Here is an 18298-nt window from a genome sequence, read left to right as displayed (position 1 = left end):
CTCGTGCGTCAGCCGCGGGCGAGGGCCAGGGCGAAGGAGCGCGGGCCGCGCTTGGCGGCAACGGCCCAGAACGTCAGGCCGATGCTGACCACCGCGAAGAGCAGCAGGATGCCCACGGCATTGAGCGCACCTGCTCCCCCTCCGGAGACGATCCCCTGCATGCCGCTCACGGCCCAGGTGAGCGGCAGGAACGGGCTGATCGCCTGGAACGGCGCCGAGACGAGCTCGATCGGGTACAGTCCGCCGACCGCAGTGAGCTGCAGGGCGAGGAGCACGAGGGACACCACGATGCCGACCCGTCCGAACGCCACGGTGAGGAACTGGTGCACCGCGACGAAGACGAACGCGAGGAAGAGCGCGAAGCCGAGTGTCGCCGGGAGCAGGGTCCAGGTCACGCCGAGCGAGGCGTGCAGCAGCGCGACGACGACGACCGCCTGGGCTGCGGCAAGGCCGAACGCCCGGCCGAAGCCACGCGAGACAAGGCGCCCTGTTGAGGCGGTCGAAGCGAGAGCGGTGCTTGTCACCGGGCGCATCACGAGGAAGATCGCGAGCGCGCCGATCCAGAGCCCCACCGGCACGAAGACCATCCCGAGGAGCGGGCCGATCGTCGCGATCGGGTTGTCGCGGCTCGTGGTGATGGCGACGGGCTCGGAAACGACCGAAGCCGACTGCGCAGGGTCGTCCTGGTTCAGCTTCTTCGCGCTCTCGGCTCCGGACGCGAGCCCGGTCGCGAGCTGGCTCGCGCCCGTCTCGAGCTGGTGCACCCCGGTGGCCGCGGTCCCCGTCGCGAGTTGGGAGACGCCGCTCGAGAGGCTCGAGACGCCGGAGGCGAGGCCGGTCGCGCCCGTCCGCAGCGATGCCGAACCTGCTGCGAGCTTCGCGGCCCCTGTCGCGCTCTGCGCCACGCCGCCCTGCACCCCGGTGAGGGCGGATGTCGTCTGCTGGCTGAGTCCGGCGCCCTGCGTCGAGAGGGTGTCGAGTCCGCCCTGGAACTGGGTCAGTCCGGCCTGGTACGTGTCGAGTCCGGCCTGGTACTGGGCGATGTAGGCGTCGGCGTTTGCGGGGTCAGCCTTGATCGCCGCGGCGACCCCGGCGAACTGGCCGGCCAGCGTCGTGAAGCCCGCCGAGACCTTGGTGAACCCGGTTGCCGCCTGCGTGACTCCCCCGGTGTACTGGGCGACGCCACTGCTGAGGGCGCTGAGACCTGCCGTGCCGGTGTTGAGTTTGCCGAGGCCCGCACTGAGCGCATCCACCCCGTTCGTGTACGCGGTAACCCCGGTCGCGAAGCTCGACGCTCCTGTCGAGGCGGACGCCGCCCCGGTTGCAGCGGAGGCCGCGCCCCCGGAGAGGGAATCGAGGCCGGTGGCCACTCCGGTGACGCCCGTCGAGACCTGGCCGGCGCCATCCGCTGCCGTCGTCAGCGAGCCGCCGAGCGTTGACAGGCCGGAATACAGGCCGCTCAGGTACTGGGTCGTGATCTGCCGGCCGAAGACGCCCGTCATCGCGGAGCCGACCGTCCCTGCGACGGTTCCGGCGAGATAGGAATGCGCGTCATCGGTGCGGATGGCGAGCTCGGCCTGGGTCGGCGCTGCGGTGCCGATCGAGGTGATCGACTTGGAGAAGTCTGCGGGGATGGTGAGCACCGCGTATGCCTTGCCGGAGGCGAGTGCCGCCGCAGCGTCCGCGGAATTGGAGATCGTCCAGGCGAACCCGGTCGACGCCGTCCGCGACGAGGCCGGCGCGGTGAGCTCGGTCACGAGCAGGCGCCCGGCGAGCACGGTCTGCTTCGTGCCGTCCGCGGCCGTCGTCGTCACGAAGGTGTCGTTGTTGACGACGATCGCCGGCAGGGTGTCGAGCCGCTGGTCGGCGGTCGCGAGCGCGCCGGCGAAGACGCCTGCGACCGCAAGGGGTACCACGATCAGTCCGGCGAGTACGGCGCCGAAGGTCCAGCGGCGCTGTCCCGGCGTGCGGCTGAAGAGTCGTTCGAGCGTGGTGCTCATCGCAGTGCGGCCTTTCCATCCAGGGCGTCGGCGCCGAAGACGGCGTCGCGGGGGTCGAGGGTGTCGGTTGGCCGGGTCGCATGACGCGGCTCCGGGTCGAGCGGTGGGTATCCGCCGAGAGCTCCGCGGGCGGTGGGACCCGCCGTTTCGACGGGCTCGAGCGTTTCGAGGTCGACGACGAGCACGGCCCGGCCGGCTGCGGCGAGCGGATGCTGCGACGCCGCCGCGATGATGAGCGTGGTGTCTGCGGGGGCGAGCGTCGCGACCACGACACCGATGCTGAGTCCTGCGGGATCGGCGGGGAGTCCTTCGCCCAGGTCGATGACGACGACGCCAGGACGCTCGGCGAGCGCCGCCGCGACGAGGACCGCGGCACGGGACACAGCGGAGAGGGAGGACACCGGGGTGTCCGCGGTGAGGGGTGCGACCGGGGCACGGTCGTGGGCGATGGCACGGTTGATCCGTCCGATCCAGCCGTCGAGCTGACCGCGCCGGCTGCGGGAGCGGAACCGTGGCTGGGTGAGGTCGAGCCGCTCGGCGAGCAGTTCGCCGATGGTCAGGCCGTTGTCGCGGCTGTCGCCGACGTCGGCGAGCGCGACGACGCGCAAGGCGCGGCCGCGTTCGGAGGGCAGCGGGTAGCTGAGCACCTGGAGCCGGCCGGAGACCGGGTCGAGACGGCCGGCGAGCGTCGCGGCGACGACCCGGCGATGGGCGGTGGTCCCGGTGAGGACCAGCACCGATCCGGTCGGCACGGAGACGGTGAGCGGGCCGATCGTGCTGCCCGGCAGGCCGAAGACGGCCTGGTCCGCCGTGATGGCGCCGTCCTGGGCCTTCGCCCAGTGGCTGTCGAGCATGTGGTGGCGAAGTCCCTCGCCCTCGATGTCGACGTTGGGGAGCAGGCGGTCGAGCCAGCGCGGCAGCCACCACGCCGCCCGGCCTGCGAGGGCCATCGCTGCGGGCACGAGGGTCATCCGCACCAGGAAGGCGTCGAGGAACACGCCGACGGCCAGGGCGAATGCGATGCCCTTGATCGCCCCGGTGCCGTCGGGTACGAAGGCGAAGAAGACGAAGAACATGATGAGTGCCGCAGCGGTGACGACGCGGGCGGCGTGTGCGAATCCGTAGACGACGGCCTGGCGCGGGTCGTTGTTCTTGACGTACTCCTCACGCATGCCGGAGACGAGGAAGACCTCGTAGTCCATGGCCAGTCCGAAGAGCACGGCCATCAGCAGGATCGGCAGGAAGCTCAGGATCGGACCGGGCGTGCTCACCCCGAGCAGGTCGGCGAACCATCCCCACTGGAAGATCGCGACGGTCGCACCGATCGAGGCGAAGACGGAGAGCAGGAACCCGACCGCGGCCTTCACCGGAACGAAGACGGAACGGAACACCATCGTCAGCAGGATGATCGAGAGCCCGACGACGATGAGCGCGAACGGGATGAGGGCGTTGCTGAGCCGGTTCGAGATGTCGATCGACACGGCCGTCGCTCCCGTCACCGTGACGGGAGTCCCGAGTTCGGAGTCGATCCCCGGCGCGAGGTCGCGGATGGCCTGGACGAGATCCTTGGTCTTGGGGTCGTTCGGCGCGCTGTTCGGCATCACCTGGATGATCGCGGTGTCGACGGTGGCGTTCGGGGTGCCCTTGCCGACGAAGGCGACGTCGGGCAGGGTACGCAGCTTGGCGCTGATCGTCTCGAGGTCAGGGAAGATGTTCGTGGTCTGGGTGATGTCGACGACCACGATGAGCGGGCCGTTGTAGCCGGGACCGAAGCCCTCCTCGATCATGGTGAACGCCTTGTGCTGGGTCGAGTCGACCGGCTCGGACGCTCCGTCCGGCAGGTTGAGGTCGAGGCTGAGCGCGGGGATCGCGAGGGTGCCGAGGATTCCGACGACGAGGATGACGGCGACGATCGGCGCCTTCATCACGAGGCCCACCCAGCGGCGGCCCATCGTGGGCCTGCCCGTGTCCGGCATGGTCGCCCGGTTGTGGGCGCGCCCGCCGGGTTTCGGGGTGAGGCGGCCCTTGGCGAGGCCGAGAATCGCGGGCAGGAGGGTGATCGCGACGAGGATGGCGATGAAGACGGCGACCGCGGCTCCCACACCCATCACGCTCAGGAACGGGATTCCGACGACGAGCAGTCCGAGCAGGGCGATGATGACGGTGAGCCCGGCGAAGACGACCGCGCTCCCGGCGGTGGCCACGCTCGTCGATGCCGATTCGTGCGGCTCGACGCCCCTGGCGAGCTGGGTCCGGTGCCTGGACAGGATGAACAGTGAGTAGTCGATGCCGACGGCGAGCCCGAGCATCATTGCGAGCATCGGTGCGGTGCTCGAGACGGGCACGAACGCGGAGATCGCGGTGATACCGCCGATCGCAACGCCGACGCCGATGAGCGCCATCAGCAGGGGCATCCCAGCCGAGGCGAGCGACCCGAAGGTGATCAGCAGCACGACCCCGGCGAAGAGGAGGCCGAAGACCTCGGTGATGGTGATGCCGAAGGTGTTGGACGAGAAGACCTGGCCGCCGAAGGCGACCTCGAGACCGGCCTTCTCCGCGATCGCGGCCGTCGCCGTGACGGCGTTGAGGGTAGCGTCCGTCACATCCGCGGATGGACCGTCGAGTTGAACGACGCTGCGCGCGGTGGCCTCGTCCGTCGAGATGGCGCTCGAGGCGTAGTCGGAATACGGGGTGATCACGGACACGACGCCGGGAACGGCCTCGAGTTCGGTCGCCATGTCGGTGATGGCCGTCTTGTACGGCTCCGTGTTGACGGATGCCCCGTCCGGCGTCCTGTAGACGACCTGCACCGAGGCTCCGGCCGCCTGGGGGAAGACGGCGGCGAGCTGGTCGATCGCGTCCTGCGATTCGGTGCCTGGGATCGCGAAGGACTCGGCGGTCTTGCCGCCGAGCGCGATGCCGCCGCCGAGGATCCCGACGAGGAGGAGTGCCCAGACGCCGATGACGAGCCACGCGCGCTTGTAGGCGAAGTGGCCGATCCGATACAGAAGGGTTGCCATTGTGATTACTTCCTGGGCTGGGTGGTGCGGACGGCGACGGGGGCGAGGAGCTCGGAGAGGAGGGTGATGAGGGCGGGCCGGAGATCGTCGGTCGGCGTGATGTCCTCGTCGAAGAACGTCAGGCCGGCGACGAGGGAGTACGCGGCGCCGCCGAGCGCGACACCGAAGCGCATCCGGTCGATGGTCGTGGCGTGCTCCTGGCAGAGGGCGTCGCCGAGGCGCACGATCAGGGCCCTGGCCCGATCGATCACGGCGATGCCCTTGAGGGACTGGGCCTGATTGATCAGGACATGCACTTCGAGCCGGTACTGGAGCAGGAAGTCGACGAAGTCCTCGATGAACCGGTGCCGCGAGGCCGCGTTCTCCGAGGTCGACGTGAACCCGCCGAGGATGGCCTCGAGGCGTTCGATGGCCGGGGTCAGCACCTCGCCGAGGAGGGCGTCCTTCGAGGCGAAATGGTAGAGCACACTCGATTTCGAGTACCCGGCGGATGCTGCGATCTGCTGCAGGGAGGTACCGGCGAACCCGACGGCAGCGAACTGCTGGAGCGCCATGACCCGCAGTTCGGCTCCCGCGCCGGGGCGGACGGTCGCGGTCGCGGTCGCGGCCGCTGCGGGGACGAGGTCTTCCGGTTCGATCTGCACTGGACTACCTTACCTGACCGATCGGTCAGTTCCTGCACGGTCGGTCAGTTTGTTCACCCGACGGAAACATGCCGGATCGGGACCGGGCGGCACACGACCCGGTCCCGATCCGGGTACCGTGGTCCTCGGAGGACCCATGCGAAAATTCATCTTCAGCAGCGCGATGCTCGGCGTCGTCGCCGGCGGTTGGAACATCCTGCAGGCCACCCGGCGCGGACCGCGCGACTGGCGATTGCTGCTCATGTGGATCGGCTGGGCGCTGAGCGCAGCCGTCGCCATTGGCACCATCGTCAAAGATGCCGATGAACGGCAAATCGACAGCTAGAAAGCCCCGGTCTCCCTCCCGGACTCGCGATTGACCGGCGTGTCCGCGGTTCAATCATGCCCGGGACCGCCACACTGATAGCAGAAAGAGCTTTCGATCGAAAGGGGCTCCCGATGTTTGGTCGACGACGTCGTGCCGCGCCTGCTATTCCGGTACCGGTGCTGCCCACCCCCGAGCTCAGCGACGACGAGGTGCTCGACCTCTTCCACGGCGAGCTGTCGCGGCTGATCGGCGAGCAGGGTCTCTGGACCCTCGTTCCGCGCAGCCCCGCGGACACCGACGTGATCTTCCACGGCCTCAAGGCCCGCCAGGTGGCCGCCTCCCTGACATCCGCGCTCCGCAGCGCCACCTCGGAACTGCGCGGCGAGTCCGTCGGTGAACCGGCGGCACTGTCGTTCACCCCCGCCCCCATCACCGTCTGGGCCGAACCGGATGCCGCGGCCCGCAAGCCGACTGCCCCGCAGGCGGAACGTTTCGTCTTGGCCGTGCCGCTCCCGGGGTACACCGCTGTCGAACCCGCAGAACGCGCCCGCCTCGTCGCCTGAGGATTTCCTCCGGGTCCTGGCCAGGGCATCCGCTCACGGCCGGAGGACGCCCGCGCGGTGACAGGATGTCTGCATGCCCCTGAACATCGAGGATTACGCCCTGATCGGCGATTGCCATTCAGCGGCCCTCGTCGGCAGTGACGGAAGCATCGACTGGCTCTGCCTGCCGCGCTTCGACTCCGCGTCCATGTTCGGCGCGCTCCTCGGCACCGAGGACCACGGGCGCTGGCTGCTCGCCCCGGCAGACCCCGCTGCAACGAGCACGCGCAACTATGTCGACGGCACCTTCATCCTGGCCCAGGTCTGGACGACCCCGACCGGACGTGTCGAGGTCCTCGACTTCATGCCGCACGGTGACGGCCGGCCGGACGTGCTCCGCCGGGTGCGCGGCCTGGCCGGTGCCGTTGAGATGACCGAGGAACTGCGCATCCGTTTCGGCTATGCAGTGAGCATTCCCTGGGTGCGCCAGGTCCACCAGGACGGCGAGACCGTGCTGCTCGCCGTCGCGGGGCCAGACGCCATCGCCGTGCGCGGCCCGGAACTGACCGCCGCCGATCACCGGCACACGGCCACATTCACGGTCGCGGCGGGAGAGGTCGTCGACCTGCAGCTCGCCTGGCATCCCTCGCACCGGCCGCCGCCCGCCCGGATCGACGTCGACGCCGCCCTGGCTGCGACGACCGCCTGGTGGACAGACTGGGCGCGCTCGTGCACCCACGACGGTCCATACCGGGACGAAGTCGTGCGCTCCATGCTCGTGCTGCGGGCGCTCACCCACGAGGAAACCGGCGGCATCGTCGCGGCGGCGACGACCTCGCTGCCCGAATTCCGCGGCGGCCACCGCAACTGGGACTACCGCTACGTCTGGCTCCGTGACGCGGCGCTCGCCCTCAGCGTGCTGCTCGCGCACGGGTACGCCGAGGAGGCCCAGAACTGGCGCGGCTGGCTGTTGCGCGCGATCGCCGGCGACCCGGACGACGTGCAGATCATGTACGGCCTCGCCGGCGAACGCTACCTGCCGGAACGCGAGCTCCCGAGCCTGCCCGGGTACCGCGGGTCCAGCCCCGTGCGGGTCGGCAACGGCGCCGTCGACCAGTTCCAGGCCGACGTCATCGGCGAGGTCATGGTGGCACTGCACGCCGCGCGCCACAGCGGCCTCACCGAGGGCGAATTCTCCTGGCCGCTGCAGCGCGCCCTGATCGGGTCCCTCGAACGAACCTGGTCCCGGCCGGACCAGGGTATCTGGGAGGTGCGCGGTCCGGCCCGCGAATTCACCCACTCCCGCGTGATGGTCTGGGCGGCCTTCGACCGGATGGTGCGGGGCTGTACCGAATTCGGCCTCGACGGCCCCGTCGAACGCTGGACCGCCCTCAGGGACGAGATCCGCAGCGACATCGAGCAGCGGGGCTTCAACGCCGAACTCGGCACATACACCCAGTACTTCGGCGGCACGGAGGTCGACGCCTCCCTGCTCGTGCTTCCCCAGGTGGGCTTCCATGATCCGACGGATGCCCGGATGCTCGGCACGGTCGCCGCGATCGAGGCCGACCTGTTGCGGGACGGCCTGGTGCTGCGCTACCGCACGGAGGTTCCTGTCGACGGACTGGCCGGTGGCGAGCATCCGTTTCTCGCCTGTTCCTTCTGGCTCGTGGAGCAGTACGCGAACTCCGGACGGGGTGAAGACGCCCGGGCCCTGATGGACCGGCTCGTCGGATTCGCCAACGACGTGGGCCTGTTGAGCGAGGAGTACGACGTCGGCGCGGGCCGCCAGGCCGGCAATACACCGCAGGCGCTCAGCCACCTCGCCCTCGTGCGTGCCGCCGATGCGATCACGGCGATGGAGGATCGGGCAGCCCGGCTCGCCGGGACGGGCAACGACGCCGCCACTGTGGCCGTCCCCTGCGCCGGCGGATAGAGATCCGCCGGATTCTTTGTAGGTCTCCTCTGGAAACCGCCCCCGCGCTGCTCGTACATTGAAAACCATGACCGCCAGAACCCTGACCGTGCGCGACCTCGCGCAGATCGCCATCTTCGCCGCGCTGATCGCGGCGCTCGGCGTCCCCGGACCTCTCTCCCTCAGCGTGATCGCGGTGCCGATCACCCTGCAGACCCTCGGCGTGATGCTCGCCGGCGCGGTCCTCGGGGCCCGCAAGGGCTTCTTCGCCGTACTGCTCTTCCTCGCCCTCACGGCGGCAGGGCTGCCGCTGCTCGCCGGCGGCCGTGGCGGCCTCGCCTGGTTCACGACCTCGCCGTCCGCTGGCTATCTCTACGGCTGGCTCCTCGGCGTACTCGTGATCGGGTATCTCACCGGCCGGCTGCTCCCGAAATACCCGTTCTGGCCAGCCCTCGGCGCGACCGTGCTCGGCGGCATCGTCATGATCTACGCCATCGGCGTTCCCGTCACGGCGTTCACCCTGCACCTCCCGATCTGGGGCGCCCTGGTCGACGCCTCGAAATTCCTGCCTGGAGACGCGATCAAGGCCGTGGTCACGGTGCTCGTCGCCCGGCAGGTGCACCGCGCATACCCGGGGCTCATCCCCCGCCGCCGCGCAGTCACCGCGTCGTCCGCAACCTCGACCCCGACCTCGACCGCGACCCCGACCCCGGCCCGGGCCTCGGACGAGTAGGCCACCGTGAGCACGATCGTCTTCGACGGAGTGTCGCACTCCTTCGGCGACCGCAGCGTGCTCCGCGACCTGAGCCTCACCCTCACCGAACGCCGCATCGGGATCGTCGGCGCGAACGGCTCGGGCAAATCCACCCTCGTCCGCCTGATCAACGGGCTCATCACACCGGATGCCGGGACTGTCACGGTCGACGGGCTCCTCGTCGCGAAGAACGCGCGCGAAGTACGGCGCAGGGTCGGCTTCATCTTCACCAATCCCGACAACCAGATCGTGATGCCCACCGTCGAGGAAGACGTCGCGTTCAGCCTCCGCAAACGCGGACTGGGCGCCGCCGAGATCGCCGGCCGCACCCAGGCGGCACTCGACCGCTTCGGGCTCAGCGCCCACGCTGCCCATCCGGCGCATCGGCTCTCCGGCGGCCAGAAGCAGTTGCTCGCCCTCGCCGCCGTCCTCGTCGGCGAGCCGCAGGTCGTCGTGGCCGACGAGCCGACAACGCTCCTGGACGCCCGTAATTCCCGGCGCATCGCCGACCTCTTCCGGGCCATGACCCAGCAGGTGATCGTGGTCACCCATCAGCTCGACCTGCTCGAAGACTTCGACAGGGTGATCTGCATCGAGGACGGCACGGTCGTCGCGGACGGCGCACCGGCCATGGCCATCGATGCGTACCGGGCATTGCTGGCATGATCGGCCTCTACTCCCCCGGGCATTCACTCCTCCACCGGGCGCCGACCCTGCTCAAGCTCGCCGTCCTGTCGGCCGGGGTGCTCTGGGTCGGCATTCTCGGCGAGCCGTGGCAGCTCCTGGTCGCTCTCGGCATCATCGCCGGCCTGTATCCCGTGGCCGGCGTGCCTCCGCGCGCAGCCTGGCAGCAGATCGGTCCGATCCTGTGGATCCTCCTGATCGCCGTGCCGATCCAGGCGCTCCTGTCTGGCTGGGTGCCGGCGGCGCTCATGGCCGGGCGGCTGCTCGCGGCCGTCGCCCTCGCAGCGCTCTTCACGCTCACGACCACCGTCACGGCGGTCCTCGAGGGGTTCCAGCGGCTGCTCCGCCCCTTCGATCGCTGGGTCGATGCCGACAGGGTCGGACTGCTCGTTGCGATCACTCTGCGCTGCATCCCCCTCGTCGCCGAGATCGTCACCGAGGTACTCGAGGCACGCAGGGCCCGCGGCACCCAGGGTTCCCTGCTCGCGCTCGCGGTGCCGGTCGTCGTGCGCTCCCTGTACGCAGCGGATGCGATCGGTGAGGCCCTCGTCGCGCGCGGCCTCGACGACTGATCGCACCCGTCTGACACCCGTTCTGGGTGCTTCTCCGGCACGAACGAGCCTCGACAGGCCCACCCTCCGGGACCACACTGAGAGCATCTGAACCGTCGTTTCCGACTGGAGGCCGCTCGTGAGCGCGCTCGTTGTCTTCGATTCCAACTACGGCACCACCGAATCCGTTGCAGGGGCCATCGCGGATGCGATCGGCGGCAGTGCGGTGTCCGTTTCGACCATCAGCCCGGACAGCCTGACCGGAGTGGATCTCCTCGTCGTCGGCTGCCCGATCAACGGCTGGCGTCCGTCACCGCGGATGCAGGCCTTCCTCGACCAGTTGAACCCCGGCACCCTGCGCGGCATCCAGGCTGCCGCCTTCGACACCCGGGTCCACTCGCCCCTGCACGGGGATGCCGCAGGAAGGGTGACCCGCAGGCTCAAGTCCGCAGGGGCCCACATCCTGACCCGGCCGACGGGGTTCATCGTCGACGGCAAGACCGGACCGCTCGCCGACGGGGAGCTCGACCGGGCACGACAGTGGGGCGACTCGATCGTCGCCGCCCTCGCCTCCTGATCCGTTTCCTGATCGGCCCCTGATCAGCCTCCGTCAGGACCCGCCTGCGTCGTGAGGCTATTTCCGCCCGGCCCTGGCACGTCGGCGCCGCGAGGCCGACCGTCGCCTGGCGACAACCGCTCCCGGTTCCACGACGCTGAAGCGTGCCGCGCGCCGGGCAAGGTGGTGGCTCGAGACCCGCTGACGGGTGGCCGTCGGCTGCTGCGCGGGGCGGCTGAAGAACCACTGCTTGGCGAACTCGACCAGGACGAGGTACAGCACGGTCATCCCGGCCAGGGCGAGGAAGAACGGCAGCGGCAGCGGGTCGAAGCCGAGGACTCCGGCGAGCGGAGAAAACGGCAGGTACATGCCGATCGCGACAACGGAGAACGCCGAGATGGTGAGCCCTCGAGAGGCCCGGCTGCGCAGGAACGGCACCCGTCTGGTGCGGATCGCGAAAATAATGAGCGTCTGCGTGGCCAGCGATTCGATGAACCACCCGGCCCGGAACTCTCCGGGCGCGGCCTGGAAGACCAGGAGCATCAGCGCGAAGGTCGCGAAGTCGAAGAGCGAGCTGATCGGGCCGAACAGGAACATGAAGCGCCGGATGTACCCGATGTCCCAGTGCGAGGGCGCGAGCAGCTGCTCCTTGTCGACCCTGTCGCCGGGAATGGCGAGCTGGCCGGCGTCGTACAGGAGGTTGTTCAGCAGGATCTGCCCCGGCAGCATCGGCAGGAAGCTGAGCACGACGGATGCCGTCGCCGCGCTGAACATGTTGCCGAAATTGCTCGAGGTGCCCATCAGCACGTACTTGATCGTGTTCGCGAAGATCCGTCGACCTTCCATCACCCCGTCTGCCAGCACTCCGAGGTCTTTGTCGAGCAGCACGACATCCGCGGCGTCCTTGGCGACATCCGTTGCGCTGTCCACCGAGATCCCGATGTCGGCTCCGTGCAGGGCGAGGGCGTCGTTGACGCCGTCGCCGAGGAAACCGACGGCACGCCCGTTCGCCCGCAGGGCGTGGATGAGCCGGGACTTCTGCTCCGGGGACACCCGGGCGAAGATGCTCGCTTCCTCCGCCCGGACCGCGAGTTCGGCATCCGTGAGGGCGTCGATCTCCCCGCCCGTCAGGGTGCCTCCCGACTCGAGGCCGAGGTCGCCGCACACCTTCTCCGCGACCCGGGCGTTGTCCCCCGTCGCGATCTTCACGGAGATGCCCAGGGTCTCGAGCCGCTTCAGTGAGGCCCGCGCGCTCTGTTTCGGGCGGTCGAGGAAGATGAGGAACCCGGCGAGCGTGAGGTCGTTCTCATCGGCCGGGCTGATGTCCGTGAGCCCGGAGCCGGTCCGGGTCGCCACCGCGACGACGCGGCTGCCCTTCGCGTATTGCTGGTCGAGCAGGTGCCGGGCGGCCGGTGCCACGTCGCGGCAGACCCGGAGCACATCCTCGGGCGATCCCTTGGTGACGAGGGTGAGCGTCCCTGCCGGGTCTCGCACGAGCACGCTTGTCATCCGGCGCTCATGGTCGAATGGGATCACGTCGAGCCGGGTGTACTCGGACACCTGCGAGGCCGGGGCCTCCGGTGCGGCCCAGACGGCCACATCGAGCGGGTTCTGGCCGACCGTCGACACCGTGCCCGTCGAGTAGTCGACCTCGGTCGCGAGCAGCCCGAACCGGAGGACGTCACCCGCGTCCACGTGCGGGGCCGCAGGGAGCGCCGTCGTGAACGAGATCTTCCCCTCGGTCAGGGTTCCCGTCTTGTCCGTGACGAGCACGTCCATGTCTCCGAGGTCCTCGATCGAGACCAGGCGCTTGACCAGCACCTTGCGCTTCGCGAGCTCCCTGGTTCCGGTGGCGAGGCTCGTAGACACGACGGCGGGCAGGAGCTGGGGCGTGATCCCGACCGCGATCGCGAGCGAGAACAGCAGGGACTCGAGCAGGGGGCGCTGGAGAAGCAGGTTTGCGACGAAGATGAGCGTCGTCAGCCCGATGGCCACCTGGAGCAGCAGCAGCGAGAAACGCCGCAGGCCGAGCTCGAACTCGGTCTGCGGCTGCCGGGTGCCGAGGCCGAGCGCAATGCGCCCGAATTCGGCGTGGGCGCCCGTGTAGACGACCACGCCGACGCAGCTTCCGGACTGGATGACCGTGCCCATCAGCACGCAGGAGTTCAGGTCGCCGAGCGCCGCTCCGGCGGGGATGGGTTCCGGCGACTTGTCAACCGGCAGTGATTCCCCGGTCAGGATGCTCTCGTCGCAGAGCAGGTCCTCACACGAGAGCAGGCGGATGTCGGCGGGGACGACGGCGCCGAGGGACAGGTGGAGGATGTCGCCGGGAACGATGTCGACGACATCGATCTCGACCAGGGACCCGTCCCTGACGGCGACGGCCTTGTGCGTCACCCGCGAATGCAGCGCCTCGGCGGCGAGCTCGGCCCGGTACTCATTGCTGAAGCCGAGCCCGACGCTCGCCAGGAGGATGACGCCGATCACGATGGAGTTGGTGACGTCCCCGAGGAGAAGCGACAGGGCGGCGGTCACGATCAGGAGGATGAGGATGGGACTGCGCAGTTGCCTGCCGAGCACGGACAGGGGACCTGCCTTGTGCGTGCGCACCGCATTGGGTCCGGTCGAGGCGAGCCGACGAGCTGCCTCGACGCCGGTCAGGCCCGCAGCCGTTGACCCGAGTCGGCTCAGCACCTCACCGGCGCTGCTGCTCGCGAAGTCCGCGAGCGTCGTCGCCTCGGGAGGCTCCGGGTTCAGCCTCGCGGTTTCCTTCGACGTGAGGTCGGGCATCTCCGTCATCTTCTTCTCGGTCCCCCGGTCAGGCGCCTCCGGCGGCGCTGATTCCGAGACTATCCCTCCCCGGCGAGAACACGGATGCGCGACGGCGAGCCCGCCCTCGAAGGGGGCGGGCCCGGCGCCGCGCACCAGGTGGGGCCTGGGTCAGTGCCTGGCGTCTTCGAGCACCGCAGACTGCGCAGCCCGTTCTGCCGCGACGGACCGCTCCGCGGGGGTGGGATCGATGGTGTGCGCCATCATCGTGGTCTCGTCGAACGGCTCCAGTCGGTCGAGGACCCGGTCGACCTGGGCCCTGTCGATCTCCCGGGTCCAGGAGCCGATCAGAACGGTGGCCACGGCATTGCCGGTGAAGTTCGTGAGTGCGCGGGCCTCCGACATGAACCGGTCGATGCCGACGATGAAGCCGACACCGCCGAGCAGCTGCGGGGCGTGGGCCTGCAGCCCCGCAGCGAGGGTCGCGAGGCCGGCACCTGACACACCGGCGGCTCCCTTCGACGCGATGATCATGAACACGAGCAGGCCGATCTGCTCGCCGAGGGCGAGGGGCTGGCCCATTGCTGTGGCGATGAAGAGGGAGGCCATGGTCAGGTAGATGGCGGTGCCGTCGAGGTTGAACGAGTACCCCGTCGGCACGGTGACGCCGACGACCGGCTTCGAGACACCGAGGTGCTCCATCTTGGCGATCAGCCGCGGCAGCGCCGCCTCAGACGACGACGTCGAGAAGATCAACAGGTATTCCCGGCCGAGGTAGCGCATCAGCTTGAAGATGCTCACGCCGGTGGAAATCTTCAGCAGCCCGCCGAGGATGACGACGATGAAGAGGATGCAGGTGAGGTAGAAGGCGCCCATCAGGGTGAAGAGACTGACCACGGCCTGGAAGCCTGTCGCGCCCACGACCGCCGCGATGGCGCCGAACGCGCCGATCGGAGCGAGCCACATCACCATGATCAGGATCCGGAAGACGAGGGCCTGCACGTTCGCGATCGCCTCGAGTATCGGTTTGCCCGCCCTGCCCATCTTCTGCAGGGCGAACCCGGCGATCAGTGCGACGAAGAGGGTCTGCAGGATGTTGCCGCTCGTCAACGACGAGAAGAGCGTCGTCGGGATGATGCCCAGGAAGAAGCCCTGCGAGTCCGCGGCGGCCGGCGGCACGTATGCCGCGGCCGCTTTCAGGTCGAGCCCTGCGCCGGGGTGGATCAGGTTCCCGACCAGCAGCCCGATTCCGAGTGCGAAGGTCGACATGACGAGGAAGTACCCGAGCGCCAGTCCGCCGATCCGTCCGACCGTCGCGGCCTTCGCGATCGAGCCGATGCCGATCACGATCGTGCAGAAGATGATCGGCGAGATCATCATCTTGATGAGTGCGATGAACACGTCGCAGAGCGGCTTGGGCGAGACGGCGAAGCCGTCCTTCCCGCCGAAAAGCAGGCCGACGGTGATGCCGAGCACGACGGCCACGACGACCGCGATGTACAGGTAGTGGGACGTGTCGATCCGTTTCGCCGGCCGGACCGGACGTGTGGTTCGCAGTGCTGCCATGAGAGACTCCTTTGTCTGGTGTTGTGCGTTTCAGAATGGTCGACGCGGCGCGTGGCGTCACGGTTGCGGTCATATTGTTCACGCGCGACGGGCATATGGTTTCATTCACATCGAGGTGAGAAGGGCGGCACGCCATGATCCGCGACTGGAGCATCGCGCGCCGGCTCTTCCTGGCCCATTCCGTCTTCATCGTCGCGCTCGCCGCCTCGGTCGGCACGGCACTGTTCATCGACGCTCGCGATCGCGGCTACGCCGAAACCGAGAGCCGGATGCTGTCGGTCGCGACGGCCATCGCGGAGAACCCGCTCGTCCTGGAGGCCAGCGGGGCCCCGGATCCGAGCGCGCTCCTGCAGCCATACGCGCTCAGCGTCACGCAGAAGGCGGGGCTCGACTTCATCACGATCATGGCGCCGGACCGAACCAGATGGACTCACCCCACCGAGTCTGAAATCGGGCGGCCGTACATCGGCACCATCGCGCCGGCCCTGGCGGGAACGCCGTTCACCGAGGTCACGACGGGAACCCTGGGCCCGTCCGTCCGCGCAGTCGTGCCCGTCGTCGATGCGCAGGGCGCCGTCCGCGCGCTCGTCGCTGCCGGGGTGAAGACCAGCAACCTGTCGATCGCCCTGACCGCCCGACTGCCCGCTGTCCTGGGCCTGGCACTCGCCCTCCTCGTGGCCGGCGCGATCGTCACGTCCCTGATCGGGCGCTACCTGCGCAGGGTCACCCTGGGCTGGGGACCGGAACAGCTCGCCCAGCTGTTCGTGTACTACGACTCCGTACTGCATTCCGTGCGGGAAGGCCTCGTCCTCGTTGATCTGAAGGGCGACCTCGTTCTCTACAACGACCAGGCCGCCGAGCTTCTCGGCATCCCGTCCCGACCGGCGAATCCGAGGGGCGGGGCCGCCGCCCCGACCCTCGGCGAGCTCGAGCTCCCGGCGGGACTCGGTGACCTGCTCCGCAGTGGCCGCCCGGTGCAGGATGAGATCCACCTCACCAGCACCCGGGTGCTCGTCGTCAGCCAGCAGCCCGCACTCGCGCCACCCGTGAGCGGCCGTGGGAAATCGACGCCGATGGGGTGGGTCGCCACGATCCGCGACCACACCGATCTGGAGTCCCTGGGCAGCGAGCTGCAGTCCATGCAGACCCTGTCCGATGCCTTGCGGGCCCAGACCCACGAGCATGCCAACCGGCTGCACACGATCGTCTCGCTGATGGAACTCGGCCGCACCGGAGACGCACTGGAATTCGCGACCAGGGACCTCGAACTCGGCCAGATGTTGACGGACGAGGTGGTCGCGTCGGTCGATGAGCCCGTGCTGAGCGCACTGCTGATGGGTAAGTTCGCCCAGGCCAGCGAGCTCGGCGTCGTCCTCGCCGTCGAGGCCACCGGCAGCCTGTCCGACACCGGGCTGCAGGCCAGGGACCTCGTCACGATCGTGGGCAACCTGATCGACAACGCCCTCGACGCGGCAATGGACGCCGCGGCGCCGCGGGAGGTCCACCTCTCCGTGCACAGCGGTGCGGCCTCCGTCGTCGTCGAAGTCGCCGACAGCGGCCATGGCGTCGATCCGGAAATGCTCGACGACGTGCTTCGCCGCGGCTTCAGCACCAAGGAACCCGGTGAGTTCGGGCGTGGGCTCGGCCTCGCACTGGTCCAACAGACCGTCAACCGCCTCGGCGGCACCCTGACCATCGGATTCCGGCGGGGCGCGGTCTTCACGGTCACGCTTCCCTGCCGGGCACCCTCAGCAGAGGTCGCCGGCGTGCGCCCCACCGGAGCGAGGGATCCGCACGATGCCTGACGCGGACATCCGCGTGCTCGTCGTCGAAGACGAGGCCATCGCGGCTGAAGCCCACGCGGTCTATCTCGGTCGCCTGGCAGGCTTCGTCCACGCCGGAACCGCGCGGGACGGACACTCCGCCCTGCGTTCGCTGGCAGAAGCCGAGTCCGCGGGCCGCCCGATCGACCTGGTCCTGATGGACATGACCCTCCCCGACCTCCACGGCCTCGACGTCAGCCGCCGGATGCGTTCGGCCGGGCTGATGACGGACATCATCGCGATCACGGCGGTGCGCGACCTGAAGATCGTGCGTGGCGCGGTGGCAGCAGGCATCGTCCAATACCTGATCAAGCCGTTCACCTACGCGACCTTCGCGCAGAAGCTCGGCCAGTACCGGGACTTCCGACTCCAGCTCGGCACCCAATCCCGGGTCACCAACCAGTCGGACGTCGACCTGGCATTCGCGAGCCTGCGCGCGCCCGCCGAGCTTCCCCGGCCGAAAGGACTCGCGGAAGGCACCCTCTCGGCCGTCGTCGACTTCCTCAAAGAGCACGAGTCCCCGGTCTCCTCGAGCGAGGTCACCGACGCACTCGGGATCTCCCGGGTGACGGCTCGCCGGTACCTCGAGTACCTCGCGGACACCGGAACCGTTCTGCGCTCTCCGCGCTACGGGACGCCTGGGCGTCCGGAGAACGAATATTCCTGGATGCGCATACCGCGCCCGTGACGCTCAGGGAGCGGCGGGACGCCGCCGGAGCACGCCGAGGCGCAGCGAAACGTAGGCGGCGAGACCGAGCGGGATCGGAAGCCAGAACTCGAGCACCCGCCAGCCGACAACGGCGAGCAGCGCCGTCGCGTGCGGAGTCCCGACCGCGACGAGGGCGGGCACGAGCACACCCTCGACGATACCGAGGCCTCCCGGGGTCAACGGCAGGAGCGCGAGGAGCCCGCCGAGCCCGTAGACCGCCAGCAGCGGGCCGATGGCAAGCGGATGCCCGAACGCGGCGAGCAGGACTCCGAGCGAAGCAGCGTCGAGAAGCCAGTTCGCGCCGGCGAGGCCGAGCGCGGCGGACATCCGCCGTCGGTCTGTGACGAGCTCGAGGACCTGCGCCGCCACGCTGCGAACGAAGACCTCGACCCGATCCTCGGAGACCAGCGGCACGCGCGCCGCCACCCGGCGCGATCCACGCACGACGAGCTCAGTCC

The 18298-nt window shown here is 69.3% G+C and carries 15 protein-coding genes; 9 read left to right on the top strand and 6 right to left on the bottom strand.

All coding sequences use genetic code 11. The features are described 5' to 3' along the window. Positions 1-8: 8 nt before the first annotated feature. From QN345_RS01945 to QN345_RS01935, 3 genes are read right to left on the bottom strand one after another with little or no spacing between them, the layout of a single operon-like run. A complete protein-coding gene (locus QN345_RS01945) occupies positions 9-2000 on the bottom strand; it encodes a YhgE/Pip family protein (protein ID WP_323508419.1) in 1992 nt (663 codons plus the stop codon). Then, a complete protein-coding gene (locus QN345_RS01940; RefSeq protein ID WP_134559406.1) occupies positions 1997-5020 on the bottom strand; it encodes an MMPL family transporter in 3024 nt (1007 codons plus the stop codon). Before QN345_RS01940 ends, QN345_RS01945 begins: the two co-directional genes overlap by 4 nt. A gap of 5 nt (positions 5021-5025) precedes the next feature. Continuing rightward, complete coding sequence (locus tag QN345_RS01935) at positions 5026-5664, bottom strand: TetR/AcrR family transcriptional regulator (protein ID WP_134447353.1); 639 nt, start codon at positions 5662-5664, stop codon at positions 5026-5028. Positions 5665-5800: 136 nt separating this feature from the next. Here QN345_RS01935 and QN345_RS01930 point away from each other — a divergent pair, with 136 nt between their 5' ends. The 7 genes from QN345_RS01930 to QN345_RS01900 all read left to right on the top strand — a co-directional run bounded on the left by QN345_RS01930 (position 5801) and on the right by QN345_RS01900 (position 10994). Then, positions 5801-5989: a hypothetical protein gene (locus tag QN345_RS01930; RefSeq protein WP_134447351.1), complete on the top strand. Its 189-nt coding sequence runs from the start codon at positions 5801-5803 to the stop codon at positions 5987-5989. Positions 5990-6147: 158 nt separating this feature from the next. Then, positions 6148-6534: a hypothetical protein gene (locus QN345_RS01925; protein ID WP_323508418.1), complete on the top strand. Its 387-nt coding sequence runs from the start codon at positions 6148-6150 to the stop codon at positions 6532-6534. A 73-nt stretch (positions 6535-6607) separates the two neighbouring features. After that, positions 6608-8449 carry a glycoside hydrolase family 15 protein gene (locus QN345_RS01920; RefSeq protein ID WP_322187901.1) on the top strand — a complete coding sequence of 614 codons (1842 nt, stop codon included), beginning with the start codon at positions 6608-6610 and terminating at the stop codon, positions 8447-8449. Between the two features lie 67 nt (positions 8450-8516). Continuing rightward, on the top strand, positions 8517-9161 hold the full coding sequence (locus QN345_RS01915) for a biotin transporter BioY (protein WP_322187903.1): 645 nt from the start codon (positions 8517-8519) through the stop codon (positions 9159-9161). A 6-nt stretch (positions 9162-9167) separates the two neighbouring features. Next, positions 9168-9848, top strand: coding sequence for an energy-coupling factor ABC transporter ATP-binding protein (locus tag QN345_RS01910; RefSeq protein WP_134559413.1), 681 nt, complete (start codon positions 9168-9170; stop codon positions 9846-9848). Next, positions 9845-10438 carry an energy-coupling factor transporter transmembrane component T family protein gene (locus tag QN345_RS01905; RefSeq protein ID WP_134447342.1) on the top strand — a complete coding sequence of 198 codons (594 nt, stop codon included), beginning with the start codon at positions 9845-9847 and terminating at the stop codon, positions 10436-10438. The genes QN345_RS01910 and QN345_RS01905 overlap by 4 nt, the downstream gene beginning before the upstream one ends. A gap of 118 nt (positions 10439-10556) precedes the next feature. Continuing rightward, positions 10557-10994: a flavodoxin family protein gene (locus tag QN345_RS01900; protein WP_134447340.1), complete on the top strand. Its 438-nt coding sequence runs from the start codon at positions 10557-10559 to the stop codon at positions 10992-10994. A 57-nt stretch (positions 10995-11051) separates the two neighbouring features. Here QN345_RS01900 and mgtA read toward each other — a convergent pair whose 3' ends face one another. Continuing rightward, entirely contained in the window at positions 11052-13763 is a 2712-nt protein-coding gene (gene mgtA, locus QN345_RS01895) for a magnesium-translocating P-type ATPase (protein ID WP_134448038.1), read from the bottom strand. Positions 13764-13913: 150 nt separating this feature from the next. Then, the gene (locus QN345_RS01890) at positions 13914-15308 is read right to left on the bottom strand and encodes a cation:dicarboxylate symporter family transporter (protein ID WP_323508415.1); all 1395 of its coding nucleotides are present in this window, start codon (positions 15306-15308) and stop codon (positions 13914-13916) included. Between the two features lie 134 nt (positions 15309-15442). Here QN345_RS01890 and QN345_RS01885 point away from each other — a divergent pair, with 134 nt between their 5' ends. Together QN345_RS01885 and QN345_RS01880 are read left to right on the top strand one after the other, a co-directional pair. Further along, positions 15443-17113: a sensor histidine kinase gene (locus QN345_RS01885; protein WP_134560896.1), complete on the top strand. Its 1671-nt coding sequence runs from the start codon at positions 15443-15445 to the stop codon at positions 17111-17113. Then, on the top strand, positions 17106-17819 hold the full coding sequence (locus QN345_RS01880; protein WP_134447334.1) for a response regulator: 714 nt from the start codon (positions 17106-17108) through the stop codon (positions 17817-17819). The genes QN345_RS01885 and QN345_RS01880 overlap by 8 nt, the downstream gene beginning before the upstream one ends. A gap of 3 nt (positions 17820-17822) precedes the next feature. On the opposite strand, the gene QN345_RS01875 is transcribed toward QN345_RS01880, so the two are convergent. Continuing rightward, positions 17823-18298: YbhN family protein (locus tag QN345_RS01875; RefSeq protein WP_323508414.1), on the bottom strand; the 476-nt coding region annotated here is incomplete at its 5' end.

The sequence above is a fragment of the Cryobacterium sp. 10I1 genome (assembly GCF_035019805.1).
In the GTDB taxonomy this organism is placed as follows: domain Bacteria; phylum Actinomycetota; class Actinomycetes; order Actinomycetales; family Microbacteriaceae; genus Cryobacterium; species Cryobacterium glucosi.
The sequence above is the reverse complement of the archived record's forward strand: the minus strand, read 5'-3'. Positions and strand labels throughout refer to the sequence as shown.